Origin of the sequence: Jeotgalibacillus haloalkalitolerans (assembly GCF_034427455.1) — a bacterium.
Lineage (GTDB): Bacteria > Bacillota > Bacilli > Bacillales > Jeotgalibacillaceae > Jeotgalibacillus > Jeotgalibacillus haloalkalitolerans.
The window spans coordinates 94,790-121,604 of record NZ_JAXQNN010000005.1 but is presented as its reverse complement, the minus strand read 5'-3'; the positions used below and the strand labels follow the sequence as shown (position 1 = coordinate 121,604).

Annotated in this window: 26 protein-coding genes and 2 riboswitches; of the genes, 20 read left to right on the top strand and 6 right to left on the bottom strand. The window is 44.6% G+C overall.

Annotated elements, in window-relative coordinates; genetic code table 11:
• Positions 1 to 3: 3 nt before the first annotated feature.
• Together UFB30_RS13570 and UFB30_RS13565 are read right to left on the bottom strand one after the other, a co-directional pair.
• Positions 4 to 852, bottom strand: coding sequence for a transporter substrate-binding domain-containing protein (locus tag UFB30_RS13570; protein WP_322422233.1), 849 nt, complete (start codon positions 850 to 852; stop codon positions 4 to 6).
• A gap of 442 nt (positions 853 to 1,294) precedes the next feature.
• Positions 1,295 to 2,275 (bottom strand): Gfo/Idh/MocA family protein, encoded by a 981-nt coding sequence (locus UFB30_RS13565; protein ID WP_322422232.1) that lies wholly within the window; start codon positions 2,273 to 2,275, stop codon positions 1,295 to 1,297.
• A gap of 193 nt (positions 2,276 to 2,468) precedes the next feature.
• On the opposite strand from UFB30_RS13565, the gene UFB30_RS13560 reads away from it, so the two are divergent.
• The 17 genes from UFB30_RS13560 to UFB30_RS13480 all read left to right on the top strand — a co-directional run bounded on the left by UFB30_RS13560 (position 2,469) and on the right by UFB30_RS13480 (position 19,324).
• A complete protein-coding gene (locus UFB30_RS13560) occupies positions 2,469 to 3,101 on the top strand; it encodes a FusB/FusC family EF-G-binding protein (protein WP_322422231.1) in 633 nt (210 codons plus the stop codon).
• 40 nt (positions 3,102 to 3,141) lie between these two features.
• Entirely contained in the window at positions 3,142 to 4,131 is a 990-nt protein-coding gene (locus tag UFB30_RS13555) for a DUF4003 family protein (RefSeq protein ID WP_322422230.1), read from the top strand.
• 31 nt (positions 4,132 to 4,162) lie between these two features.
• On the top strand, positions 4,163 to 4,867 hold the full coding sequence (locus UFB30_RS13550) for a type 1 glutamine amidotransferase (protein WP_322422229.1): 705 nt from the start codon (positions 4,163 to 4,165) through the stop codon (positions 4,865 to 4,867).
• A 483-nt stretch (positions 4,868 to 5,350) separates the two neighbouring features.
• Positions 5,351 to 5,448: riboswitch (SAM riboswitch) on the top strand.
• A gap of 76 nt (positions 5,449 to 5,524) precedes the next feature.
• Positions 5,525 to 6,640, top strand: coding sequence for a methionine biosynthesis PLP-dependent protein (locus UFB30_RS13545; RefSeq protein WP_322422228.1), 1,116 nt, complete (start codon positions 5,525 to 5,527; stop codon positions 6,638 to 6,640).
• Entirely contained in the window at positions 6,637 to 7,806 is a 1,170-nt protein-coding gene (gene metC / locus UFB30_RS13540; RefSeq protein WP_322422227.1) for a cystathionine beta-lyase, read from the top strand. Before UFB30_RS13545 ends, metC begins: the two co-directional genes overlap by 4 nt.
• 281 nt (positions 7,807 to 8,087) lie before the next feature.
• On the top strand, positions 8,088 to 8,885 hold the full coding sequence (locus UFB30_RS13535; RefSeq protein WP_322422226.1) for an SDR family NAD(P)-dependent oxidoreductase: 798 nt from the start codon (positions 8,088 to 8,090) through the stop codon (positions 8,883 to 8,885).
• Positions 8,886 to 8,898: 13 nt separating this feature from the next.
• Positions 8,899 to 10,086 (top strand): cation:proton antiporter, encoded by a 1,188-nt coding sequence (locus UFB30_RS13530; RefSeq protein WP_322422225.1) that lies wholly within the window; start codon positions 8,899 to 8,901, stop codon positions 10,084 to 10,086.
• A gap of 288 nt (positions 10,087 to 10,374) precedes the next feature.
• A complete protein-coding gene (locus UFB30_RS13525; RefSeq protein ID WP_322422325.1) occupies positions 10,375 to 10,761 on the top strand; it encodes a GntR family transcriptional regulator in 387 nt (128 codons plus the stop codon).
• Entirely contained in the window at positions 10,758 to 11,663 is a 906-nt protein-coding gene (locus tag UFB30_RS13520; protein ID WP_322422224.1) for an ABC transporter ATP-binding protein, read from the top strand. Before UFB30_RS13525 ends, UFB30_RS13520 begins: the two co-directional genes overlap by 4 nt.
• Entirely contained in the window at positions 11,635 to 12,375 is a 741-nt protein-coding gene (locus UFB30_RS13515; protein WP_322422223.1) for a hypothetical protein, read from the top strand. Before UFB30_RS13520 ends, UFB30_RS13515 begins: the two co-directional genes overlap by 29 nt.
• The gene (locus tag UFB30_RS13510) at positions 12,372 to 13,112 is read left to right on the top strand and encodes a hypothetical protein (RefSeq protein WP_322422222.1); all 741 of its coding nucleotides are present in this window, start codon (positions 12,372 to 12,374) and stop codon (positions 13,110 to 13,112) included. Before UFB30_RS13515 ends, UFB30_RS13510 begins: the two co-directional genes overlap by 4 nt.
• Before the next feature lie 91 nt (positions 13,113 to 13,203).
• A riboswitch (SAM riboswitch) is annotated at positions 13,204 to 13,321 on the top strand.
• Between the two features lie 115 nt (positions 13,322 to 13,436).
• Entirely contained in the window at positions 13,437 to 14,738 is a 1,302-nt protein-coding gene (locus UFB30_RS13505) for an O-acetylhomoserine aminocarboxypropyltransferase/cysteine synthase family protein (RefSeq protein WP_322422221.1), read from the top strand.
• Between the two features lie 13 nt (positions 14,739 to 14,751).
• On the top strand, positions 14,752 to 15,822 hold the full coding sequence (gene metX / locus UFB30_RS13500; RefSeq protein WP_322422220.1) for a homoserine O-acetyltransferase MetX: 1,071 nt from the start codon (positions 14,752 to 14,754) through the stop codon (positions 15,820 to 15,822).
• 52 nt (positions 15,823 to 15,874) lie between these two features.
• The gene (locus tag UFB30_RS13495) at positions 15,875 to 16,849 is read left to right on the top strand and encodes an aliphatic sulfonate ABC transporter substrate-binding protein (RefSeq protein WP_322422219.1); all 975 of its coding nucleotides are present in this window, start codon (positions 15,875 to 15,877) and stop codon (positions 16,847 to 16,849) included.
• Positions 16,850 to 16,862: 13 nt separating this feature from the next.
• A complete protein-coding gene (locus UFB30_RS13490) occupies positions 16,863 to 17,636 on the top strand; it encodes an ABC transporter permease (protein WP_322422218.1) in 774 nt (257 codons plus the stop codon).
• Positions 17,637 to 17,650: 14 nt separating this feature from the next.
• On the top strand, positions 17,651 to 18,388 hold the full coding sequence (locus UFB30_RS13485; RefSeq protein WP_322422217.1) for an ABC transporter ATP-binding protein: 738 nt from the start codon (positions 17,651 to 17,653) through the stop codon (positions 18,386 to 18,388).
• Positions 18,389 to 18,466: 78 nt separating this feature from the next.
• Positions 18,467 to 19,324 carry a dimethylarginine dimethylaminohydrolase family protein gene (locus tag UFB30_RS13480; protein WP_322422216.1) on the top strand — a complete coding sequence of 286 codons (858 nt, stop codon included), beginning with the start codon at positions 18,467 to 18,469 and terminating at the stop codon, positions 19,322 to 19,324.
• A 38-nt stretch (positions 19,325 to 19,362) separates the two neighbouring features.
• Here UFB30_RS13480 and UFB30_RS13475 read toward each other — a convergent pair whose 3' ends face one another.
• Entirely contained in the window at positions 19,363 to 19,491 is a 129-nt protein-coding gene (locus UFB30_RS13475; RefSeq protein WP_322422215.1) for a hypothetical protein, read from the bottom strand.
• Between the two features lie 449 nt (positions 19,492 to 19,940).
• Here UFB30_RS13475 and UFB30_RS13470 point away from each other — a divergent pair, with 449 nt between their 5' ends.
• A complete protein-coding gene (locus UFB30_RS13470) occupies positions 19,941 to 21,524 on the top strand; it encodes a long-chain-fatty-acid--CoA ligase (RefSeq protein WP_322422214.1) in 1,584 nt (527 codons plus the stop codon).
• Positions 21,525 to 22,061: 537 nt separating this feature from the next.
• On the opposite strand, the gene UFB30_RS13465 is transcribed toward UFB30_RS13470, so the two are convergent.
• A complete protein-coding gene (locus tag UFB30_RS13465) occupies positions 22,062 to 22,601 on the bottom strand; it encodes a YceI family protein (RefSeq protein WP_322422213.1) in 540 nt (179 codons plus the stop codon).
• A 236-nt stretch (positions 22,602 to 22,837) separates the two neighbouring features.
• Between UFB30_RS13465 and UFB30_RS13460 the strand changes: the two genes are divergently transcribed.
• Both UFB30_RS13460 and UFB30_RS13455 read left to right on the top strand, forming a co-directional pair.
• On the top strand, positions 22,838 to 23,944 hold the full coding sequence (locus UFB30_RS13460) for an FxLYD domain-containing protein (RefSeq protein ID WP_322422212.1): 1,107 nt from the start codon (positions 22,838 to 22,840) through the stop codon (positions 23,942 to 23,944).
• 9 nt (positions 23,945 to 23,953) lie between these two features.
• The gene (locus UFB30_RS13455) at positions 23,954 to 25,099 is read left to right on the top strand and encodes a S1C family serine protease (protein ID WP_322422211.1); all 1,146 of its coding nucleotides are present in this window, start codon (positions 23,954 to 23,956) and stop codon (positions 25,097 to 25,099) included.
• A gap of 324 nt (positions 25,100 to 25,423) precedes the next feature.
• On the opposite strand, the gene UFB30_RS13450 is transcribed toward UFB30_RS13455, so the two are convergent.
• Both UFB30_RS13450 and UFB30_RS13445 read right to left on the bottom strand, forming a co-directional pair.
• Positions 25,424 to 25,738, bottom strand: a complete 315-nt coding sequence (locus UFB30_RS13450) for a winged helix-turn-helix transcriptional regulator (RefSeq protein WP_322422210.1) — start codon at positions 25,736 to 25,738, stop codon at positions 25,424 to 25,426.
• A gap of 67 nt (positions 25,739 to 25,805) precedes the next feature.
• Positions 25,806 to 26,720: a ketopantoate reductase family protein gene (locus tag UFB30_RS13445; RefSeq protein ID WP_322422209.1), complete on the bottom strand. Its 915-nt coding sequence runs from the start codon at positions 26,718 to 26,720 to the stop codon at positions 25,806 to 25,808.
• Positions 26,721 to 26,815 lie beyond the last annotated feature (95 nt).

Below are 26,815 nucleotides of genomic sequence, written 5' to 3'. Positions count from 1 at the left end.
AATCTATTCTTCAAAATCAATATCAGGTTTTTGTGTTACATCCTCACCACCGAAGAACTGTCCTGAGATCTCAGCAATTGTGCCATCCTCAAGCATTTCTTCAAGTGTAGTGTTTACCTGTTCAACAAGCTCTTCATTTTCTTTACTCATCACAAGTCCTACTTCAGAAGGGCTGTACTGCAGATCAGGGTGAATCACAATGCCCAGGTCAGGAAATGCCTGAAGTGCAAGTGTCTGAAGGTAATAATCATTCAGGATAACATCAGTGTTACCTACTGATACATCACGCAGATACTGTTCGTTTGTCGCATTATCATAGATGACTTCTTCAGCACCGTATTCACGTGCAAGATCCATATAAACGGAAGTAGCAGCACCGGCCGCGCGTTTACCTTCAAGATCTTCGAATGTTTCAATTCCTGAAAGGTCGTCCTCACGTACAATTGCTGTACCATATGAATATTTAATTGGCGTAGAAAAAGCAAACTGTTCAGCTCTTTCTTCTGTAATTTCGATATCGTTTGACGCCAGGTCAACCTGACCAGTATTAACAGCTGTCAGCATGCCGTCAAAACCGATTTCTTCCCATTCCACTTCAAGGTCCAGGCGATTTGCAAGCTCTTTAACAACTTCTACTTCAAAGCCAGTCAGCTCATCTGTTTCATCGTCATAAAACGAAGTCGGATAAAGTGTTCCTGAAGTAGCAACCTTCAGCACGCCTTCCTCCTGAATGTCATCCCACGCAGTAGTTTCTTCAGATGCAGAATCATCAGAACCACCACAGCCTGCAAGAACTGCTGCAGCTAAAAGACCGGCAGAGACGGTACGAATATTTAACTTCTTTATATTCACTTTGTAAATCCTCCTTAAAATTAATCCTTTAAAAACATAGCATTTTAACAAATATGACACAAGGGTTAAATCGGCAGGAAATATTCGGATAACGCTTACATGCAGGGGGTATCCGGATTGGCGGAGTGAAGGTGCAGAAGAGGCTACGGGAATTGTTACAGTAAAGTTGCGGGACATGGTGGTCGTGGTGCCGGGATGGGAAGGGTGGTGGAAAAGTCAAAAAGGTGAATGAATAAAGCTGATAGGTGATGTAAATAAGAAAAAAGGTGTACGATAAATGCCCGCCTCAACGGAAGGTGGCTTAATCAATCTAAAAGGTGATTGAATCCTTTAAAAGGTGATCGAATAAACGCCATACGTGTCGGAATTAAAGCCAGCACCCCACCCCCGCCACACCAAAAAAGCAATGAACGTTTCCGCTCATTGCTCCTATCTTAACCACTTATTCACGATCAAGCGGGTAAATAATTCCCTGCTGTTTTCTGATCTGCTCCATCAATTCAACTGTCTTTAATGAAATTTCATGTGTGTTAATATCCGACTCGATTTTACCTGCTTCCGCTGTCTTGATGAATTCTTCTATTTCATAGGACATTGAAGGCTTTGTCTGCTCTGTTGTGTGATCCACAGCGCCATCTCTTGTTAAAAGTGTCACTTTACCCGGTGAACTGATATGGTCAATATGAATCGCACCTTTTTCGCCGGCGATTTCACTCGGAAGAAAGCTGTCCGCAATTTTTGAGTAGCCTGCTGTGACGTTCATTCCTTCATATGAAAGAAGCACGGCACCCTGTCCATCCACGCCAGTGTGAAGAACGGTGCTGTCTGACTGAACCGCATCTGGAGGTCCGAAAAGTGAAATGATCGGGTACAGCGTATATACGCCAAGGTCCATCAGTGAACCGTTAGCCATATCAGGCTTGAAAGCATTCAGAATCTCTCCGGCTTTGAATTTGTCATAGCGGGAAGAGTACTGACCGTATTGAAAACGGACCTGTCTGATCGTACCAATCTCAGGCAGCAATTCTTTTACACGCTGGAAGTTGGGCATCACTGTTGACTTCATTGCTTCCATCAGAAGTACCTGATGGGTTTTAGAAGCTTCAATCATTTTTTCAGCAAGTGCTTTTGTAGCAGTCAGCGGCTTTTCACAAAGGACTGGAATCCCTTTTTCAAGACAGGTTAATACCTGTTCGTGATGCACGGCATTAGGGGTTGCGAGGTATACTGCATCAATCTCCCCGCCTTCACACATTTCCTCAAGTGATGTATATGTATAAGACAGCTGGTGCTTCTCAGCATATGAAAGAGCTGTTTCTTTCTTTCGTGAACATACAGCCGTTACGCTTGCATGATCTGCTGCACCCGCACCTTCTATAAAAGTATCTGTAATCCAATTTGTTCCGACAACGCCAAACCTCATCACTAATCAATCCTTTTCATGTCATTTGTTATCAGTGTACATACAACACATAAAATATGCCAGTGGGTGCAGTATGCGTCAAAGTATTTAAAATGGGGTATATGCATAAAGAAGCAGAGGATTCGTGAAACTATTGAGTAACATATACAGTATATAAAGTATAAGTTCAAATGAAGTAAAGGGGCTTTTTTATATGGAGCATTTTATCTCTAATGAACAATTTAATATGATTAAATCACAGATTATCGGTATGCAGAGGCAGGCGAACGTGACTTCGGATGAGGGAGTTAAAACTGCGGTAAAAGAAGCGGCAGAAGCAAAGGTGCATGATATATTTCAACACCTGACACCTGATCAGGAGAAGCTGATTTCAGGTATTGCATCCCTTGAAACTGAAGAAGAGCGGACGAAATTTCTGATGGATCTGATGCCATACAGAACATCATTTCCAGACGTGACACCTGCAGATTTACGCGGGCTTTTTCCAAAGGTGAAAAAATTACCTGTTCCTGATCTTGAAAATATGGATTTTCGTGCACTGACTTACCTTGGGTGGAAGGATATCGGGCAGAGTAAACAGTATTTTGTATATGTAAGAGATGGAAAGTTGAAGGGAATACAGGGAAGGTATGTGATTTCAGCTAAAAAAGGGATCTGCAGCCTATGCAACCGTTTTGGTGACGTGGCGCTGACAAGCATTCAGAATAAGCCGCGTGAATCAGAGGGGCTGAAATCCTACGGACAGTATATTTGCTATGACAGTAAGGAATGTAACCAGTCAATTCAGGATTCAGCTCAGCTTGAAGCGTTTCTTGGCCAGGTGTAATGGCAAAAAAGCTATACAATAAGTCAAAAGGGTGATTCAAATGGACACAAACGAGCAAATCAAACAATACCTGTCAATTTATGAACAGCTCAGAAAGAAATACCGCTGGCGTGTCAGCAATACATCGCTTATGATGTTAGCCGGTCAGCTGGTGGCTGCTGAAAAGCCGTTTGAACTTAAGAGACTGATTTCTTTAAATGAAAAAATCAAGAAAGAGTCCAGCCAGTTTTCCTATATTCAATCAGCAGATCTGCGGCTGATGCTGACAGGGCTGCTGGTATCAAACTTTGATGAACCGAAAAAATCATTTGATGACATGATGCTTGTCTATGAAAAGTTGATCGAAGCAGGTTTTTCAAGAAGTCCGCATGCCTACATTGCAGCGTATGCCCTCTACGTTTCACTCGACACAGGTTCAGAAGAGGAAATGGATGAGCACGTGAAGCGCGCTAAAAGTATGTACAGCGGTATGAAAAAGCAGCACTTCTTCTTAACGTCACATGAAGATTATCCGTTATCTGTGCTGCTTGCAGAAGAAGAAGGGGAAGAGGAGGAACTGCTCGACGATATGGCTTATTACTATGATCAGCTCCATATCGTTCTGGCTAAGGGGAATAACCGCCAGTTCTTATCACAGATTCTTACATACGGGCGACAGGATAACAGACAGCTGCTCGTACAAAATACAGTTACCTGGCTGGATGACCTGAAGACGAACAAAATTAAGCTGCGCGGTAATCATCTGCCGATTGTCGGCGTACTGGCACTTGCCGGGACGCCCTCAGCGCTGTTAAATGAAGTGAAAGAAACATATGAGCAGCTGGTTGCCATTAAAAGCTTTAAATGGCATAAAGATCTTTGCTTTATGACAGCTGTGAGATTTGTGCTTCAGAAAAAAGTCGAGGAAAATAACGTGCTTGATGTGGGACTTGCATCAACAATCGAGTCGATCCTGCAGGCACAGCAGGCGGCTGTCCTTGCTGCGATCTCAGCAGGTGCAGCAGCATCAGCAAGTTCATCGAATAATTAATGACTGAGGTCATGGGAAAGAGGAATGTGTCATGAGGTTTATTTGTCTGCAGCACGTCTGGTATGACAACGCGGGGTATCTGGAAGAATGGTCAAAAGCCTGGGGCTGCGAGCTCCATTATATAGACGCGAAAAAACCGGATGATTACCCTGTACTGAAGGATCAGGATGTGCTGGTCATTTTAGGTGGACCGAACAGTGTACAGGAGCTGCCTGAAACTGCCTGGATGCAAAAGGAAGTGGATTACATTGAAAAAGCAATCAATGAAAAGCGGAAAATCATAGGCATTTGCCTTGGCTCCCAATTGATTGCCCATATTCTTGGCACAGAAGTTTCGAGTCTTCCAAAATATGAAATGGGCTGGGCAGAATTGAATTGGCATACCTCTTTTCTTGAAGACTTTGATGTGGATCAGCTCACCATCCCGATGTTTCACTGGCACAGTGATATTTATGATTTGCCCAAAGGTACTAAGCCGGTAGGGAAATCCGAAATAACACCAGTCCAGGGCTTTTACACAGACCACATTCTGGCATTTCAATTCCATCCTGAAATGACGGTGGAAGGCATTCAGAATCTGATTGATCACGATGATCAGGAAATCGAAAAGCGTGATAAAACAGTTGATATGGAAGGACCAAGAGCGGATCCGGGCTACGTGGAGCAAAGTCATAACCGCTTTCAGCCGATCCTTGAAAAGTTTTTAAATGTCCATGGTGAAAAAAAGATTGATTAAAGACTGGACAAAGATTTGAATTGTGTATACAATAATAATGAGATTCATTCTCAATTAAAAATAAAACGTCGCACTTACTATATAAGCCTGTAAACAGTCGTTTCGCACCGGCTTTTTACAAAGAAGGCGCCGAAGAAAGCGACGCCCCCTCCCTTAACCGCACGCTGCCTGACACCAGCGTGCGGTTTTTATGATGTTTTTCCTTTTCAAAGGGGCTGCTCGGGTTTCGGGTCACATTTTAGAAATTTCAGGTCAGTTACTTAGAATCCAGGGTCAGATTCCGGGAAATTGGGGTCACATTTGGCCAGGGGTATGTAATTTCAGTTCACATACCTGAAATTTGCAGTCACATCGCTCTTCCCGCTCCACCTTTATTCCAGCCACATATTTCCTCTCATTTTCATTTTTTTCTGTGAAAAATCTTGCACATTCTCTCAATATGATGTAGGCTAGACAACAACTATTATTTTCAGACAATTTCATAACTTATCCAGAGAGGTGGAGGGACTGGCCCTTAGAAACCTCAGCAACCGGCAGTGCACGGTGCTAATTCCAGCAGGCGATCAGCCTGAAGATAAGAAGAATGCTTACTAAGACCTTCTCTTATCAGAAGGTCTTTTCCTGTATATACAGAACGATTTTGAAGGAGCTGCTTTTATGACATCAGTTGAAACCATCCTTGCCCAGCTTGGAAACAGAAGTGAAGAATTAACGGGAACGGTGAATCCGCCAATCTATCTGTCAACGGCCTACAGACACGAAGGACTTGGACAGTCCACCGGCTATGACTATACGAGAACGAAAAATCCGACGAGGGCGATCCTCGAAGAAGGGATTGCAGCACTTGAGGGCGCGGACCAGGGGTTTGCAACAAGCTCAGGAATGGCGGCTGTTCAATTGGTGTTGTCAATGTACAAACCGGGAGACACCATTTTAGCTTCTGATGATTTGTATGGTGGCACATACCGTTTATTTGATCATTACAGCGAGCATTATGGCATAGAGTTTGTGTATGTTGATACAAACAATCCTGATGAACTCCAGCAGGCCTGTACGGAGCGGGTGAAGGCAGTCTTTGTGGAGACGCCGACAAACCCGCTGATGAAAATAACGGACATTAGACAGGTAGCAGATTTTGCCCGCGATCAGCAGATTCATCTCATTGTTGATAATACATTTTTAACGCCTTACCTGCAGCGTCCAATTGAGCTTGGAGCAGATATCGTCATTCACAGTGCAACAAAATACCTCGGTGGTCACAATGATGTGCTTGCAGGTCTGGTTGCAGCGAAGGGTGAACAGATTTGTGAAAAGCTTTTTGCGATCCACAACGGAGCAGGCGCCGTCCTTTCGCCGATGGATTCATGGTTGTTAATACGCGGAATGAAGACACTGGCCCTTAGAATGGACCGCCATCAGCAGAACGCAGCGGCAGTAGCAGCCTTTCTTGAAACGCAGCCGCAGGTAAGAGACGTAATCTATCCGGGAATTGGCGGGATGGTGTCATTCAGGCTTGAGCATTCAGAATGGATCGATGCATTTTTAAGATCAATTAAGGTCATCTCATTTGCTGAAAGTCTCGGTGGAGTGGAAAGCTTTATTACGTATCCTGCTACCCAGACGCATGCTGATATTCCTGAGGCAGAACGTGAAGCAAAGGGCGTCTGTAGCAGACTTTTACGTTTTTCTGTTGGCATTGAACAGTCGGAGGATTTAATCACTGATTTGAAACAGGCGCTTGAAGCAGCCGGAAAAGGAGGAGATCATTTATGACACGTCATTTTGATACGAAATTACTGCACCAGCCATCATATATTGATAAACAGACAGGGGCTGTCAATGTGCCCTTGCATTACTCATCGACCTATCATCAGCAGTCGATTGATGAATTCGGTCCATATGATTACAGCCGCTCAGGGAACCCGACACGTGAAGCACTTGAAGAAACCATTGCTGATCTGGAAAACGGGCACGCAGGCTTTGCTTTTGCATCAGGAATGGCTGCGATCTCTTCTGCGTTCATGCTGCTCTCTGCAGGTGACCACGTCCTCGTCTCAAAGGATGTCTACGGCGGCACGTACCGCATGATCACAGAAGTATTAACACGCTTTAATATTGATCATTCATTTATCGATATGACAGATCTTGATGAAACGGCACGTAACGTTCAGCCGAATACCAAAGTGATCTACGTGGAGACGCCATCCAATCCGACGCTCAATATTACTGATATTGAAGGCGTGGCAAAAGTGGCAAAAGCACACGGCTGTCTGACGTTTGTGGATAATACGTTCATGACGCCGCTTTATCAGAAGCCGCTTGATCTTGGAGCGGATGTCGTGTTACACAGTGCGACAAAATTCCTTTCCGGTCACAGTGATGTGGTCGCAGGACTTGCTGCGGTAAAAGACGAGGAAATTGCCGCACAGCTGAAATTCATTCAGAATTCATTTGGCTCGATTCTTGGTGTTCAGGACAGCTGGTTACTGCTGCGCGGGTTAAAAACACTCAGCGTCAGATTAAAGCAGTCATCTGATTCAGCAAGAGAAATTGCACAGTTTCTTCATCACCACCCGCTTGTTGATGAAGTCTATTATCCGGGCTTTTCATTTCACGCAGGATATCATATTCATCAGAGGCAATCGACTGGAGCGGGCGCCGTACTATCTTTCAGACTGCCTGACAAAAAAAGTGCCGGCGTACTCGTTGAAGCAATGAAGATTCCTGTATTTGCAGTCAGCCTGGGTGCTGTCGAGTCAATTCTGTCATACCCTGCAACCATGAGTCACGCCGCAATGCCGCCATCAGAGCGCGAATCACGCGGTATCACCTCAGGTCTCCTGCGTCTGTCAGTCGGTCTGGAAGACACCGAAGACCTGCTCGCTGACCTGCGCCAGGCACTTGATAAAGTTGGCGCGTACCAGACGCTGCAGGTATAAAGCAAATACTGGTTGTAATGATATTAGATATTCTATACGACAAAAATGATTTCCATAATCATAGTGTAGCGGAGCGTAGAGCGGCGACTCCGGGACGAGTAGCGGGAAGCTGAGACCCCGCAAGGCTTGCCTGATGAGGCTCAGCAACCGCCGTCCGGAAAGCGTCCGCTCGAAGCGCAGCGAAACGGTTGAAAAGACTGAAACAATTTGTTCCAGTCTTTTTTGTTTGCCCGCAAAAATCAGTGGTAAAGACTTCTAAATACTTTTTAGGAGGATGACCAATGATTTTTGCACAGGATGGATTGAAAGATCAGCACATTTTAGTCACAGGCGCAACCGGTGGAATCGGCTGGCACACAGTCATAGAGGCACTAAAAACCGGCGCAGCAGTCACAGCTGCCGGGCGTAATATAGATAAGCTCGATGATCTGAAAGAAAAATGCCAGGAAGCAGGAATCGAAGCGAAACTGTTAATTGTCTCAGCAGATCTGAACGAGTCTGAAGACAGAGAAAGACTGCTTCAAAAAGCAAAAGATTATGCCGGACCGGTTACAGCACTTGTCAATTCAGCCGGTATATCCGGAGGTGATACGGTTGAAAATTTGTCAGAAGAAGATATGCGTAAGGTGATGGAGCTGAACTATTTTTCCACCGTGGCACTCACGCAGCTCGTCTACCCGGAAATGAAGGAAGCAAAGGCTGGAGCAGTCGTGAATGTATCGTCATTATCCGGTCTGAGGGCAACACATGGAAACACTGCCTATGCCGCATCCAAGTTTGCAGTGATTGCCTTTACTCAGGCATTCGCTCATGAAGCTGCAGCGCATGGTGTCAGAGTAAATGCAGTCTGTCCGGGATTTGTGGATACTGAAATGGGTCGTAATGCGATTCAGAAAAAAGGAAAAAGTGCCGGGCGTTCTTTTGAAGAACAATTAAAGGTCGTTGAAGAAGGGCTGCCTTCCGGGCGCATTACACAGCCTGAAGAAGTGGCAAGAACCATTCTGTTCTTATGTTCAGATGCTGCTGAAAATATCATTGGTGAATCTGTGAAAATCTCGGGCGGTGCCGTTATGAGATAAGGAGGTGCGTCAGATGGAGCCGGTTCAGATTGTCGTTCTTTTGTTGATCGGCTATATCATTTTTACAATTGATAAACGGACACAGGTGTTTCCAAGACCACCCGTTTTAGTCGGCATCGGAATGCTCTTATTTTTCATTCCTTTTTTTGAAGGCATTCAATTATCTGAAAAAGCACTGTATGAAATCATCCTGCCCGCGCTGTTATTCATTTCAGCTTACAAGTTTTCAGTTGGGGCTTTAAAGACAAACAGCTGGGCGGTTTCACTGCTCAGTACTGTCGGGCTGATGCTGACAGTGCTCGGACTGGGTGGTGTCATTTATTTGATTGCCACGTGGTTTGTACCGCTTGATTTTACAGAAGCATTGCTGATTGCAGCTGTCCTGACACCGACTGACCCGGTTTCAGTGACTTCCATCTTACATAAGTCTCTGGATAATGAAAAAGTCGGTGACATTGTAGAAGGTGAGTCACTGATCAATGATGGAACAAGCTATGTTATTTTTGCGACACTGTTATCTATTCACCAGGGTCATGAAAGCTTTTCGTTTTTCTCGTTTATGGGAGAATTCTTATATGTGGCGATCGGTGGCGCACTGATCGGAGTTGTGTTCGGCTGGATTGTCAGCAGAGCAGTTCATTTCACGCATCATCAGGAGTATCAGGTCATGCTGAGCATTATCATGGCTTACGGATTATTTCTGCTTGCGGAATCGTTTGGCATCTCGGGGGTGCTGGCAACCGTTGCAGCAGGACTGATGCTTTCCTGGGAATTTAACAGGATTAATAAAGAGGATCATTACCGGGAATCACTCGATCACTTCTGGGATGTAGTCGAACCGACGCTGTTATCACTCGTCTTCTTACTCATCGGATTTACAGCAGTCGACTATTTGAAATGGGAGTGGTTCGGCTTTGCGGCGATTGTATTTATCCTGTCACTTGTGATCAGAACCCTGCTTGTCGTGCTTACCGCTCAAAGCGTGCCGCCGATCCGCAGGAACCTGTCCTGGAAGGAATCACTGCTGATTTCATTTGGCGGAGTGAAAGGAACGATGTCAGTTGTGCTGCTGTTATTACTCGAGGCCTCTGGCACGGGAGAAATTGAAACCGTGATGACCGTTTCCTTTATTGCCGTATTGCTGTCGCTATTTATACAAAGTATAGGCGTTCATCCGTTGGCAAAGGTGTTGAAATCATAAATACGAATTAAAACTGCACAGCAATTGTGCAGTTTTTTTGTGAGTCTTTCGTCATGAAGCTGTGAACCTTGTTTATTTTTCTAAGGACCACCCTGTTTATTCTGAGAACGCACCATGTTTTTCTACGAACTTCCACATGTTTTCTCCGAACATGCCTCACTTTTCCACGAACCAACGCACGCGCCCAATATCAAAAATTTCCACAAACACCTATTGCCAAAGATTACAAAATACTATATAGTACATTACAACAGTAATGCACTATATCAGATAAAGGAGGTGACTGAGCTGATGCTGAATGCAGACAGTACAAAACCGATTTATATACAGATTGCAGAGTGGCTGGAAACAGAAATTTTGCATGAACGATTTAAAGCACATGAAAAGATGTTTTCGCAGTACCAGCTGGCTGATCAGTTCAATATCAATCCGGCCACAGCAGCAAAAGGGCTGACCATACTTGCAGATGCAGGGATTCTATATAAGAAAAGGGGACTTGGGATGTTTGTGACAGAAGAGGCGGCTGAACAGATCCGCCACAGGAGAATCAACGAAACTCTGGCAGCGCTTGTATCCGATGTAGTTGCCGAGGCAGAACACCTGAATGTAAAAGAAACAGATCTGATCCACATGATTCAGCTGGAGCAAAGTCGCCGGAAAGGGGAAACGTCATGACGGTTATTGAATGCAGACATCTTGAGAAAAGGTTCAAAAACGGTGCCGGTGTAAAAGATGCGGACTTTATCATTCAGGAAAATACGATTACCGGCATTGTCGGAAGAAACGGGTCTGGTAAAACAACGCTCATGAAAACGATCGCCGGTTATTTAAAAAAGACAGGCGGGGACATCAGTGTGTTCGGTGAAAAGCCCTTTAACAGCCTGAAGGTATCTGCCAACAGTATGTATCTTGATGAATACACTGTTTTCTCGAATGCGCTGACGACGAAAGACATTTTGCATCACCACAGCCGTTTTTATCCGAACTGGGACGCAGAGCTTGCACAGCGTCTTGCGGAGTATTTTGCCTTACCCATGAATGTTGGAACGGATTATCTGTCTAAGGGACAGAAAAATACGTTTTTCGGAATCCTTGGTCTTGCAGCACGCTGTCCGCTGACGATATTTGATGAGCCGACAACCGGCATGGATGCCTCAGTCAGAAAAGATTTTTACCGGGCACTGCTGAAGGATTATCTTGCACATCCGAGAACGATTCTGATTTCAAGTCACCACCTTGATGAAATTGATGAATTGATTGAAGATCTGCTGCTGATTGATGGGGGACGTTCGGTTCTGCATCTCCCGATCGAAGAAGTAAAAGAGTATGCGATGGCTGTCACCGGCCCGACTGTTCAGGTTAAAAGCTGGTCAGATCAGCAGGAAGTGATTGCCCGTCTTGAAGAAAAAAGCGGATTCTCAACAGTGGTTGTGAAAAATCATTTTACTGCGGCTGAGAAAGCAGCTGCGCGTGATCTTAGATTTTCGCCGGTGTCTGCGAGTGATTTGTGTGTGTATATGACGAGAAGAAATACAGGGGGGATTGATGATGTCTTTAGCAACAGTCAGCACGGGTGATGTGATCCGGCAGCAAGTGATTTATAAATGGTATTCCTATACGTATCTGCTGCGCAGTCTTGTTCTTCTGCAGGTGATCGGGATTATATTCTCTGCGATTGGATCTGGAGGAATGGCGACGACTAATGATTTGTTTTCGATTGAAGTGTCAACCTACTCGACGAATACTGTTTTTGCTTTCACGATATTCTGGATGTTCGTTACGCCGGCTATGCTCACTGCTAAAAACTATTTGTATGAAGATTTCTCATTTGTTACAAACCGTTTCATTTCTCAGGTTTCCAATGCAATTCTGTTTGCTTCTGTTGTCTTGATTGCTGCCATTTTTACTGTATTGAGCAGCTATCTGATTTATCTCATTATGTTATTGGTACGTCCGGCAGAGTATTTTCCCGGGCTTTCAACGGTAGGGTCACCCGGGGAACTGTTCATTGCAGGTGCCGGTATGTTCGGGTATTACTTAATGGCTGTTGCGCTTGGGTATCTGTTTGGAACATTATTGAAGATCAGTAAGCTGTTTTTTGCACTGATCCCGGCAATCATATTTGTTCCGAACATCCTGCAAAACTACGTTCTATTTGAATTCGCTCATCTCTTTTATGTTCAGGAAAGCTCACTGCTGATTTTTCTGGTAAAAGCACTTTTTACTGCAGTCATATTGTATGGTCTGGCAGTAGCGCTGACCAATAATAGTGAGGTGAGAGAAATATGATGTTCCTTGTTCAAATACTTCCAATCGCACTCGTTTTACTGATTTTCACACTCTTTTGGAGAAGAAGAGAGCAGCAATTAAAGCCCAAAAAACAAAGAATATTTACTGGGAAGCTGTTGCGTACCCGACTGATCTATATCATCTATTCCGGCGTTCTCTTGGTTGCTATGGCTGCATATTATATTTTACCGGTATCAGCTGATGACACGAATGCCATGTCAGAAGCGGAACCATCAGACTATTACTTTGACCTGTATGGACCCGCTCAGCAAAACAGGTTTGATGATATTGCGCCTGAATTTCTGGTGGAACAAAAGCAGTATGATTTTTCAATGGACCGGCTGATTATTCCTGCGCCAGGTTATGGGTCGTCTTATGGAGATGTGCTAATTGCTGTTACAAAAGATGAAGAGGTTGACCGTGAAATTCTGATTGACATTTATGAAACACCTGTCGTATTAAATGGTTATGACATTACGGAAACCATCAAAAGAGCAGAAGTGTCAATTGCCGCTGGTACAGTGAATGTAGAAAACTCATTTCACACCAACAGGCTTCAGTTCAATCAGTTTAATCCACCGGTTGCCGCACAGCAATTCATGAAAGGGGAGCGTGCGGACCTGGCTTCAGGCTTAAATTATTCGAGTGGCATGAGTGTCATCCATCTGCGGGTTCCGGCACACATAGAAATTCAGTCCGATCCAGAAGCAGAGGTAATAGAATTCAAAGCCCAATAAAATAAATATTCAGAAAAAGGTTGACTTCCTTTTTCAGACTCTTTATAATCCTCAACAAGAGCAAACACAACATGTACTTACAACTTTATAACTCTTATCCAGAGTGGCGGAGGGACTAGGCCCTGCGATGCCCGGCAACCAACGTATCAAATCCTGATACGGAAAGGTGCTAATTCCTACAGACCCTGAAAAGGTCTGAAAGATAAGAGGAGGATATATAACCCTCTTCTTATGAAGGGGGTTTTTGTTTTCCCCTTTCACCTTCATCCAGTTACAACTTCACTGTAAAAAAATCCATCAACTCACTAAAGGAGAGATTCATTCATGACCAACAATCAGCCGCAATACAATATTGAGACGCTATTACTTCACGGTGCAACAGAATCAGATCCGACTACGAATTCAAGAGCAATCCCGATCTATCAGACAACGTCTTACACGTTTGACAGCGCTGAGCATGCGCAGAATTTATTCTCACTTGCTGAAGAAGGAAATATCTATACACGAATCGGAAACCCGACAGTCGCTGCTTTTGAAAATAGAATCGCGCTGTTAGAAGGCGGAGTCGGTGCTGTGGCAACAGCTTCCGGCATGGCGGCAATCACTTATGCAGTACTGAACCTTGCAGGCGCAGGAGATGAAATTGTCGCTGCTGCAAATCTTTATGGCGGCACTTACAACCTTTTCGCCCAGACGTTGCCGAGATACGGTGTGAATGTAAAATTTGTTGACGGGACAGACCCGGAGAACTTCAGAAAAGCGATCGGTCCGAAAACGAAGGCTGTCTTTGCAGAAGTGATTGGAAACCCGAGTCTGCATGTACTTGATACAGAAGGAGTGGCAAAAGTCGCTCATGAAGAAGGCGTTCCGCTGATTGTTGACAGCACATTTGCAACGCCTTATCTGAACAAACCGATTGAACACGGGGCAGACATCGTTGTCCATTCAGCAACGAAATGGATCGGTGGACACGGCACAACGATTGGCGGTGTCGTTGTAGATGCAGGAACATTCAATTATGATAACGGACGCTTCCCGGATTTTACAACGCCTGACCCAAGCTATAACGGATTACGCTTTGTGGATCTTGAAGCAGCGGCATTTATCGCAAAGCTGCGGGTGAATCTGCTGCGTGATACAGGCGCATGCCTCAGCCCTCAAAATGCATTTTATTTATTGCAGGGACTTGAGACGCTGCATCTGAGAGTGGAGCGTCACGTGGAAAACGCGCTGAAAGTCGCTGAGTATCTGGATCAGCATCCTTCAGTTGACTGGGTGCAGTATCCGGGTCTTGAAAGCCACTCATCATATGAGGCGGCGAAAAAGTATCTGCCTAAAGGAGCCGGATCAATTATTGTATTTGGCATTAAGGGTGGACGCGAGGCAGGCAGAAAAGTGATTGATCATACGCAGCTCTGGTCACATGTTGCTAACGTTGGGGATGCGAAATCACTCATCATTCACCCGGCTTCAACAACACACGCACAGCTGACAGCTGCAGATCTTGAGGCAGCCGGCGTAAAGGAAGAGCAAATCAGATTATCAGTCGGTATTGAATCTGTTGAAGATTTAATTAACGATTTAAATCAGGCGATTGAAAAAGCGGCAGTACCAGCGCATTCGTAAGGGAGGAACCACCATGGGAGAGACATTAACTGAGAAGGTCATGCATCGTGAAGGGACAGTTAACATCGGTTCTTTGACACTTGAATCCGGAAAAGTGATAGATGATGTCTCTCTCCGCTATGAGCGGTCAGGAGATCCGTCATTACCTGTGATCCTGATCTGTCACGCGTTAACCGGGACGCACCAGTCAGTCGGAACGGAGCAGGATCCGGGCTGGTGGCGTGGATTTGCCGGTGAACATGCTTACATTGACTTAACAAAGTTTCAGGTGATTACATTTAACGTTCTTGGCGGCTGCAGCGGTTCTACAGGTCCAGATTCACTTAATCAAAACGGTGAAAAGTACCGCACAGCCTTTCCATTTATCACGGTAAAAGATATGGTGAACGCCCAGTATCACGCCTGTCTGAAGCTTGGAATCACAAGCCTGCACGGTGTCATAGGCGGGTCACTCGGCGGTATGCAGACACTTGAATGGTGCATCAGCTATCCTGATTTTATGGGAAAAGCAGTGCTCCTTGCAGCGACGCCATCATTAAGTGATTACGGGATAGCTTTCAACCGGATCGGAATTCATGCGATTGAAAATGACCCGGCCTGGAACAACGGCTTGTATGAAAATGCCTCTGACGTAAAAGGGTTTGAGGTTGCCAGAATGGTCGGTCTTGTCACTTACAGAAGTCCCTACCTGTTTACAGGCAGATTCAACAGAGAAGAAAAAGAAGTGGAAGAAAAGCAGCCATTTTATCAGGTGGAATCCTATTTAAAATACCAGGGTGAAAAAATCACGAAACGGTTTGACCCGAACAGCTATTTGACACTTTTATATGCGATGAATCATCACGATATCAGCAGGTATCACGGCAGTATTCAGGAAGCAGCCGGGAAGATTAAGTCAAAGCTGCTTGGCATTGGATTTAAGGGGGATCTGCTATACCCGCCGAACGTAATTGAACAGTTTATCAGCTATGTACCTGAAGCTGACTTTCATGAAGTCGATACAGATTTTGGTCATGACGGCTTCCTCGTTGAATTTGAAAAATGGGGGGAGCTCGTCAAATATCATTTTGAAACTGGACAGTAAAAGCTGTCCGTTTCTTTTAAACATAATTCTGAGTAAACAGGGAGGAATATAAATGAATAAATTAAGTGCACTTATCTTATCATCAGCGGCAATCGGGGTCCTCGCTGGATGCTCAGCAAACGCCAGTTCAGATGAACAGCCGGAAAAAATTACGCTTGATTATGCTTATTATTCACCAACGAGCCTTGTACTGAAAGAGCAGGGACTGGTAGAAGAAGCACTGAAGGATGAAGGAATTGAAGTGGAGTGGGTACTCAGTCAGGGAAGTAATAAGGCACTGGAGTTTCTTAATTCCAGAAGTGTTGATTTTGGGTCCACTGCAGGAGCGGCAGCCCTGATCGCAAAATCAAACGGCTCTCCGGTGGAATCCGTTTACTTATACGCAAAGCCGGAGTGGACTGCACTTGTTGCAGCTGAAGGATCAGATATTCAGTCAGTGGAAGACCTGAAAGGAAAAAAAGTCGCCGCAACGCTTGGAACAGACCCTTACATATTCCTCCTTCGTGCACTTGAAGAAGCAGGGGTATCCTCAGATGAAGTGGAAATTGTGAACCTTCAGCATCCGGATGGAGCAAATGCATTATCTTCAGGTCAGGTCGATGCATGGGCCGGACTGGATCCGCATATGGCAAGAGCAGAACTGGATACGAATGCAGAACTGTTTTACCGGAATCCTGACTTTAATACGTATGGAACACTGAATGTCAGATCAGAATTTGCTGAAGATTATCCTGAGATTGTGGAAGAAGTAATTGCGCAATATGAAGCAGCACGTGAATGGACGATTGCGAATCCTGATGATGCCGCACAAATTCTTGCAGATGAAGCGGAAATGAACCTTGAGGTGGCAAAAGCAAGTCTTGCCCGCAATGACTTTTCAAATCCGGTCATTGGAGATGAACATACTGAAGCGCTGATTGCAGCGGGTGAGGTGCTGCGCCAGGAGGAAGTGATTGATCAGGATGCAGATATTGAAGCACTTGTTGATGAATTGTTAAACCCGTCATTTACAGAGAGTCTGGAGTAAAGGAGGGAGCGGTATGAAAAATAAATTGAATCTGATTGGACTCGGACTGATCCTCCCAGTTGTGCTGATCGCTGTCTGGGAAGCAGCGGCCCGACTCGGCTGGATCGAATCATACCTGCTGCCAGCCCCGACCGTTGTGGTCACGTCAATAATTGAAATGGCACAGGAGGGTACACTCTGGTCGCATGTGTCCATCACATTATACAGAGTGGGGGCAGGATTTCTGATCGGAACCGCAGCTGCCCTGATAGTCGGTGCAGCAGTCGGATACTTTAAACAGGCAGAAAGGCTGCTCGATCCGATTCTGCAGGCATTCAGATCTATCCCGTCACTTGCCTGGGTTCCATTATTTCTTTTATGGATGGGCATTGGAGAGCCTTCTAAAGTCACGTTAATCGCAGTCGGCGTATTCTTCCCGGTTTATTTAAATATCGTATCAGGTATTCAGGGTGTCGACAGAAAGCTGATTGAAGTGGGAAAGGTCTATCGTTTCAGCTCACTGCAGTTAGTCAGAAGAATTATCCTGCCGGCGTCTCTGCCATCGTTTCTCGTAGGGATCAGGAGCGGACTTGGCTTAGGGTGGATGTTTGTCGTTGCTGCAGAGCTGCTTGGTGCAAGTGAAGGACTTGGATATCTGCTTGTACTTGGGCAGAATACATCTTCACCGGAATTAATTATCGCAAGTATCATCTTATTTGCAGCACTCGGTAAAGGGACAGATGCACTGCTCAAAGGAATTGAAGCAAAGTCATTGAAGTGGCAGGATAACCTGCAAAATGCTCAGTAAAAGAGGTGACTGCATTGTTAACAGTAAAAAAAGCATCCCGCTTATTTAAAGATGGGGCAGCCGGATTTAAGGATATATCCTTCACTGTTCAAAAAGGTGAAATTGTCGGTATTCTCGGGACGAGCGGCTGTGGTAAAAGTACGCTGCTGCGCGTACTGTCAGGACTAGATCAGGCAGACAGCGGCACAATTCACTTACATGACGGCAGCGGAAAAGGAGCAGGCGTTATTTTTCAGGAACCCCGGCTGATGCCCTGGCTGTCAGTAGAAGATAACGTGCTGTTTGGATTTAAACATCCTGCAAAATACCGTGAGCAGGGTGCACATTATTTATCCCTCGTAGGGTTAAGTGAATTTTCAAAAGCACTTCCACGTGACCTGTCAGGTGGAATGGCGCAGCGAACTGCGATTGCGCGGGCACTCGCTTCAAAACCTTCGGTGCTATTACTGGATGAGCCATTCAGTGCACTTGATGCATTTACAAAAATGCAGCTGCAGGATCTGCTGCTTGATATCTGGCAGGAAGAAAAAACCACAATGGTAATGGTGACGCATGATATTGATGAAGCACTGCATGTCTGTGACAGAATTCTGGTGCTGAGCGGACAGCCTGGTGAACTGGCAGCTGAAATCAAAATCAGCCAGCCAAAGCCGAGAAGCAGAAGTGATTTAAGTCTCGCATCGTACAAAGAAAAAATTTTTTCGATCCTCGAAAACAGTCATACCGGGCTTCAAAAGTATTCAGTTCAATAATTTTCCTAGAACCCTCCGTTTATTTTTACTGTGAAAAAGGAATAACATACAAAAAGAGTAAAAACGGAGGACTGGAGCATGTTGATGGAACGAAAAGAAAATCATAACCAGGCCGGCTGTCAAAATGAATTTGGCGCACTTGAACGTGTCCTTGTATGTCCGCCTGCCTTTATGAAAATTGAAGAGGCCATAAATGAAACGCAAAAACACTTTTTAAAAGATAATATCGACCGCGAAAAAGCAATGGAACAGCACCGTAACTTTATCCAGCTGCTTCATGAACACGGTGCAGATGTCGTTCAGCTGCCGCCGCTTGCGATGTATCCTGAACAGGTCTTCACACGTGACATCGGCTTTACCATTGGTGACACAGTTTTCATTTCCACCATGGGAACAGACATGCGCAGCGGAGAAGACAGGATTTTAAAGGAATGGCTGCAGGAATCGAAAATGAAATTCGAAAAGATCACTTCACCCTCAATTGAAGGTGGAGATGTAATTACAGACGGCAAAAAAATATGGGTCGGCATCAGCAGCAGAACAACAGAAGATGCAGTTGAAGAACTGCGTGCGAAGCTGCCCGAACACGACATCACAGCTGTCCCGTTTGATTCACAGTACTTACATCTGGACTGTCTGTTCAACATCATCTCACCTGAAGAAGCCCTGATTTACAGCCCGGCTTTTTCACAGGAAATGATCGATAAGTTCAAGGAGCACTATGAACTGATTGATGTAACCGATGATGAACAGTTCACGATGGGTCCGAATGTACTTAGCATTGGGCACGATAAAATCATCAGTTTGCCCGTCAATCAGGACATCAATAAGAAGCTTAAAAGAGCGGGCTATGATGTGATCGAATGTGATATTTCAGAAATTATTAAGTCTGGCGGCTCTTTCAGATGCTGCACGCTGCCTGTTAACCGAAGCTAAAAAAACCGGGTTGCTCAAATACGGCAACCCGGTTTTTTTCAATCCTTATCTTCTTTGTCTTCCTCATCTTCCTTGCGATCCACGGTACCTTCTTCAAACATATCCTGGATTTTTTCTTCCGCATCATTCTTATTATTTTGTTCTTTCTTATTCTCTTTATCTGCCATCTCAATCATCTCCTTAGATTTGTATAGTATATATTCTTCCCGACTGACAATGAATTAATCATTTTAGCGAGGTGCTCTTTAACATTTAATGTCTATGTAATATAGCATGTTTAGCTCATAGTTGGAGTCTCGGCACTCCCTGAAAATCCTCACTTATTTTAGATACAGTTTTGAAAAGATAAATTTTATTAAAGGTCAATGTTGTATCTGCACAGCTGATGATTGTAGTGGAAGGGGGCGACTCCTGCGGCAGGAAGGGACAGGTGAGACAGAGCATGGCGAAGCCTGCTGGCTCAGCGCCCGGCCGCGGAAAGCGTCCCCCTGGAACGGAAATCAGCAGCCAGTTTAGCTAATAGATAAATACCTGAAAGTTCTGTCAATAATTGATTTACTTTTTGAAAACGTATACAATACACCCATATTTAAGTACAAACAAAGGGGATGTAAGGATGCATGTGCCATTAATCTTGACAGACTTTCTGGATCGGGCAGTAACACTTTACGGGAATAAAACAGCAGTCATTGATGGAGAAAGAGCACTCACCTATAAAGAAGTTGAAAAAAGAGTAAACAGACTTTCGCGCGGTTTGCGAAGTCTGGATATCAAAAAAGGGGACAAAGTAGCTTACTTAACGCCAAACTCTCTTGAAATGTATGAAGGATTTTACGGCATTTATCAGACAGGTGCCATCATGACATCATTGAATACACGGCTCAGACCGGATGATTACCTGTTTATTTTAAATCACAGTGAAAGTAAAGTGCTATTTGCAGACACAGAATTGTACCAGCTTGTTGAACCGATCAGAGACAGGCTTGAAAGTGTTCATACGATTATTGTGCAGGGTGGTTCCGCTGAAGGATGCATTGATTACGAAGAGTGGCTGATGACATTTACAGACGAATCATTTGAGAGGGAACCGCTTGAAGAAACAGATATCGCCTCTCTTTTATACACGAGCGGAACAACCGGGGATCCAAAAGGTGTGTTATTATCGCACCGTTCAAATTATCTGCATGCACTGTCCACGATGCACCACCTGCGCGTGAGTGACCGGGATACGCTTTTGCATGTATTACCGATGTTTCATGTAAATGGATGGGGCTCACCTTTTTACTATACAGCGAATGGTGCCACACAGGTGATGCAGCGGAAAGTGGATCCGAAGCAAATGCTTGAGCGTATTGAAGAGCATCAGGTGACGATCATGCATATGGCGCCAACCGTTCTGAATATGGTACTGCAGGAATCTCTGCATACAAAATCAACATTTGATCATCCGCTCAGAATCGTCATTGCCGGATCAGCACCACCGCCGGCATTTATCAGAAAGGTTGAAGAGGAACTCGGATGGGAATTCATTCATGTATACGGTATGACAGAGATCTCACCGCTTGTGACGACCTCGCAGCCTCGGGAAAATACACCAGCGGAAGATGAAAGTGCCTACGCAAGGTTAAAAGCAAAAACCGGTTATGAGCTGATTGGCACAAAAGTCCGTGTATTTGATGAAAGCGGGGATGAAGTGCCGCATGACGGAAAAACAATCGGGGAAATTGCTGTCCGCTCAAATAATGTGATGGAAGGCTATTATAAAAATCCTGAGGCAACATCCGCGACTATTCGGGATGGATGGCTGTATACGGGTGATATGGCGGTCATTGACGAGCAGGGCTACATGGAAATTGTAGATCGCAAAAAAGACGTGATCATCAGCGGCGGAGAAAATATTTCTTCTATTGAAGTGGAAGCTGCGCTATACGACCATCCGGATATTATGGAAGCAGCCGTCATTGCCGTACCACATGAAAAATGGGGTGAAGTGCCTCATGCAGTCGTCGTGAAGCGTCCAGACGCTGAACTGACTGAAGAGGACATTGTTGCTTTTGCCAACGAAAAGCTTGCACGCTTTAAAATTCCAAAAAGCTTCAGTTTCGCTGATGAACTGCCAAAGACGGCCTCAGGTAAGATTCAGAAGGTCGTGCTGAGGAAGGAGTTCTGGAAGGATAAAGAGGGGAAGATGATTAACTGATGTGGAGGAATCGCTGAAGCCCGGGCTTTGGCGGTTTTTTTTGTGAAATAGGAGGGTGAATTCATGTTGATAATGACTTTTTCAGATGGGGATAGGGTTTTGCTTAAATGGTTTAGTATGCAGGGTGGGTGGGCGTTTTTTCGGCCATCAATATATATTATTCGATCAGCAATTCATTTAATTCTATCACCTTTTGATTAATTCAACGTTATGAAGGCGCGGCCGAATTAATTCATTCACCTATCAGGATTATTCAGTCACCTTTTGTTTTATTCCATCACCTTTCAGATTATTCGAACGCCGTAGTCATTCCCCCCCGGATAGCGGCTACTCTTGTTACAGACAAGCCACCTTCCACAAACGCCGCCATATAAAGAGGAAACCCCGCCGAGCTGGGCCTCGGCGGGGTTTCTATACTATGTCCAGCCCAGCAGGCAGCCCCTCGAGTCATAAGCCACAATGAGAAAATGGGGAAGGTCACCCATTTCTCTCATTGCGTCTTATGCTTGTGGGGGCTGAACGCCTGCCTCCGCTTTTCTATGCTTCCTGTGCCTGAATCTGAAGGTTGATCTTAATATCTTCACCTACAAGAACCCCGCCAGTTTCAAGTGCCTGGTTCCATGTAAGACCGTAGTTTTTACGGTTAAGTTTGCCGTCTGCAGTGAAGCCGACTTTTTGGTTGCCCCATGGATCCTGACCTGAACCTTCGTATTCCACTTTGAATGTTTCCTGGCGTGTTACATCTTTAATTGTTACGTCGCCAGTCATTTCATACTCGTCTTCGCCAGTCTTTTTGATATCTGTAGAGCGGAACGTGATTTCAGGGTATGTTTCAACTTCAAAGAAGTCAGCTGAACGTAAGTGGTTGTCACGATCCTGGCTGCGTGTATCGATGCTGTTCACTTTGATAGAGAAGCTGATGTCTGCTCCAGTCAAATCCTGAGGGTCAGCTGAGATATCTGCGCTGAATTCGTGGAAAGAACCTTTTACTTTTGAAATCATCATGTGCTTAACTGAAAAATCCACGCTTGAGTGTGCTGTATCTACTGCCCATTTTTTTGCTGTTGTGTTTGTCATTATAAATTCCTCCTTAGTGTTTAGAGTTACTTTTTGTAACTCGGTTGTTATTTGTAATTAGTTTATCTTGAATTCGAGATAAAGTCAACAAGGAAATTTTATTTTTTTAAAATCAATGAATTTGTTAAAATCAACCCTTCTGTAAAAAAATCAAAGAATTTTAGCAAATTGTCTCATTTAGAGTGAAATTAAGGAAAAAAGGGTAGTACAATAGATAAGGAAAGGGGAATGCATCGATGAATCATGATCAGTCAGAAAACAAACCATCGTCCAAATCTCCTTCTAAAGATTTCAGTGGAAAAAAAAGAATGTTGACCCCATTTAAATTCCTGCTGATCGTAGTCATGATCAGCATCTTATCTTTAGGAACGATATATGGATATGAAACCTGGACTAATGATAAAGTGACAGAATGGAAATCTGCCGGTGAAAATGCGGCTTTTTATAAGAACTGGAGTACAGCGGAGCAGAATTTGGCGAAAGCTGCGAATGCGCGTCCTGAGTATGAATCTCTGAGGGAAAGTCTCAGAGCAGTCAGGCAGGCTGAAGGGTTTCAGAAGCAGCTGACAAAGCTTGAGGAGCAGCTTGAAAATGGACAATATGACAATATACAGGAAGAAATTGAAAACTTAACATCAAAAATGAAAGAAAATCAGAATGAGCTGCTATTTGCAGAACAGCAGCGCATGATTGATATAAAAGAAAAAGCATTATTACTTTCGATCAAAGATGATTTAAATGAACAGCTGTCTATTCAATCGCTGGCGGGTAAACTGCTGGAGGTAAGTGAGATCGACGAGGAAGGTGCTTCAGAGCTGGAAGCGCGGATCGTTGAACAGATTGCCTCTTTATCAATCCGTGATGCTGCTGATGAGCTTGAACTTTACCATTTCTCTGAAGCGCTTGATATCATAGAGATCGGACTTGGATATGCGCCGGATAATGAGCAATTACAGTCCTTTAAAGAAAAGATCAAGACGCAGAGGACTGCTTATCAGGAGGAAGAGTACAACCGGCTTGCTGAAGCGATGAAAGAGGCTGAGAGGCAGGACCACTTCAACAGGACAGAAGCAGTTTCTGTAGAGGAGTGGGAAGTCACGGCAGATGAAAAGAAGATTCAGCTCACAGGCGAAGTGAAAAATAACGGATCACGGCCAATCAGCTGGATTGAGATTTCCTGGAGCGTATTTGACGAAGAGGGAAATGTTGTAGCTGAAAGTCTCACGGTTGCGGACCCTGAGTACCTTGTGCCTGAGGGGACAGGGCTGTTTACCGATGAGCTTGAAGTAAGTGAATCCTATGAAAAAGTGGAAATTGAATCCATTACGTGGTATTTGGAATAGAGGTGAAGTATGAATAAAAAATGGACTGCAAGCCTGATCGCAGCAGCAATGATCGTCGGGTTGACAGTGTGGGGCGGTGTAGCCATCAAGCAATATGTGGCCGGCTCAATCAAACAGGAACCTTCATACTTAACAACCGGCAGTCTGAATGCAGATGAAGAAGAGTTCCTCAGTCAGCTGTCAATGACAAGAGAAGAAGCCCTTTTTGATGCACAGCAAAAAGTGATCCAGATTGAAACGCCGATCGGTTCAATTGGTTCAGGCTTTATTTATAATACAGAAGGCGCCATTGTAACCAATGCCCACGTCGTTGCCAACGCATCTGAAGTCACGGTGATCACTGCGGATTCTGCCCGTTATACAGGCTATGTAAAAGGAATCAGTGAAACGACGGACGTTGCTGTCGTTCAAGTAGATGAACTTTCAGGTAAGGAACCAATGGAACTTGAAACGGAAAATGAAGCTCAGCTGCTTGACCAGGTACTCGCGCTCGGAAGCCCACTCGGCTTTCAGAATACCGTCACATCAGGTGTCATTGATGGAACGGACCGGTCATTTGTCATTGAGCCATTCAAATATGAAAATATTGATCAATTCACAGCAGCGATCTCCCCGGGGAATAGTGGTGGACCGTTATTAAATGCAGATACAATGAAAGTGATTGGACTCAATTCTGCAGAAGAACCGGATCAGAATCTTGGATACAGTATCCCAATCGCTGATGTGGTTGATTTAATAGACGGCTGGATTGCAGAACCGATGGAGGAGCTCCCGACATTTGATCAATATGCAGAACAGCCTGCAGACGCAGTCACGCCAACAGTAGAAGAGCAGGCGCTGTATATCGCACAATATTACTTATCCAGCATTGAATTCGGTGATTTTGTTACGGCTTACTCACTGTTAAGCGTATCTGTTCAACAGGAATTCACATTTGCGGAATTTAAAGACGAGTTTCAAAACTTACTATCCATCTCATTAAAATCATCCGATGCCTTTGTTGTCTCAGGAGACGTTGAAGTGAGGGCCTCAGTCGAAAAAGAAGAACTGATAAACAACAAACCCGAATCAACCTTATTTGACTACCGTTTCCTGATCACAGAAGAAAATGGACAGTTCAAAATTAAGAGGCTGGAATCTTCGGTGGAAGAATAAATATGCTTTTTTTCACTATAGTGATTAGGGTCTGTCTTTAAAAAAGCTTTCGACGGAGCGCAAGCCTAAAATGGCCGGACTAAATATGGGAAAGAATGATATTAAAACTAAACAATTTCATCAGTTTATAATGAAATCCAAGTGCAGCGAAGCGTAAGGCGGTGACTCCGGGACGATTAGTGGGAAGCTGAGACCCCGGAAGCCGCAGGCTGAGGAGGCTCAGCAACCACCGTCCGGAAAGCATCCGCCTGAAACGGTTACATTTAACCCGAAGCCCGCCAAACAGAAAAAAGCCGGAACAATAAAAATTGTCCCGGCTTTTTTCTATTTAGCCATCCACTGATCAGCCCAATGTTGAATCTCATCCAAAATAGGTGTAAGTGACTCACCCTTATCCGATAATCTATATTCAATCCGCACAGGTGTTTCCGGATACACTTCACGTATAACAAGCCCGTGTTCTTCTAGTTCCTTCAGACGTTCAGTTAAGATTTTATTGCTGATATGAGGGATCGGCTCTGCAATTTCTGAAAAGCGCTTAGGACCATCAGCAAGTACGCGTATGATCACGCCATTCCAGCGTTTGCCCAGAATTTGAAAAGCTTGTTCGAACTTTGGACATAGTGACATCGCAGCCATATCTTTCCCTCCTTTTTTTCGATCTGGTCAGTTCATTATACAGCAGAATTGAGGTTGTCGTCATCTGTCAGGATTTGAGTGACTCATAGATCTTCACATGTGCAAAAGCTGCTTCAAGTACAGGAGTTTCAAGGCCATTTTCTTTTCCTTTCCCGAGCAGCCAGCCCTGCAGGTGTGAAGTCTCTGTCTGCAGTCCTTTTTCCATATCACGCAGCATAGAGGATTTCATTTCGTCTTTCATTTCCTCCATTTTTGCCATTTGCATGTCAGGGAGGCCTTCAGCGATTGGGGCGTCAATGGCATGCATGACAGCTGAAATTTCATGCAGCAGTCTTTCAAGTGTCTGTCTTGCTGCAGGCAGTTTGACTGCCGGACCAATTGGTGACCTCATTAATGTGGTAATACCGGACATCGCAGTGATAAATGAATACTTATGCCACATATCCTGCATGATATTTTCGCTGAGTGTAAAACCTGCATGGGCACCTTCAAAAGCCTCCTGCAGCTTCATGATCCGTTCAGATGGACTTCCGTCTCTTTCTCCATAGACCAGGTCATGAATCGGACTTGATTGAATCACATGACCTTCAGCGTTCAGCGTCGTCTCAATAAAGCACAGACCGCCGATCACACGCTCGCCAAAAGCCTCAATCAACGGTTCCATATGAGCAATTCCATTTAAAAGAGGAAGAATCAGTGTAGACTCATCAGCAAACGGTTTTATATCATTTATTACTTCTTCAAGGTGATAAGCTTTTGTCGTAATGATAATGGCATCATACGTTTGATCACGTTGATCTTTTGTAATCAGATCGGGTTTTCCGGTGAAATTTCCGTGAGGGCTTTCAATGACAAGATCTGTTTTTTCAAGCTGTTTCTTTCTATTTTCACGCACAAGAAAAGTAACCTTCTGACCTTTTTCCATCAGTCTCCCGCCAAAATAGCCGCCAATCCCGCCGGCGCCTGCAATCAGAATATTCATTATGTAGACCTCCTTGAATGTTGTATTCCTATCATACGCTATCTTTTAAAGTAATTCGAAAAATGAATGCTTATTATACTGAAAATTGTAAAAAA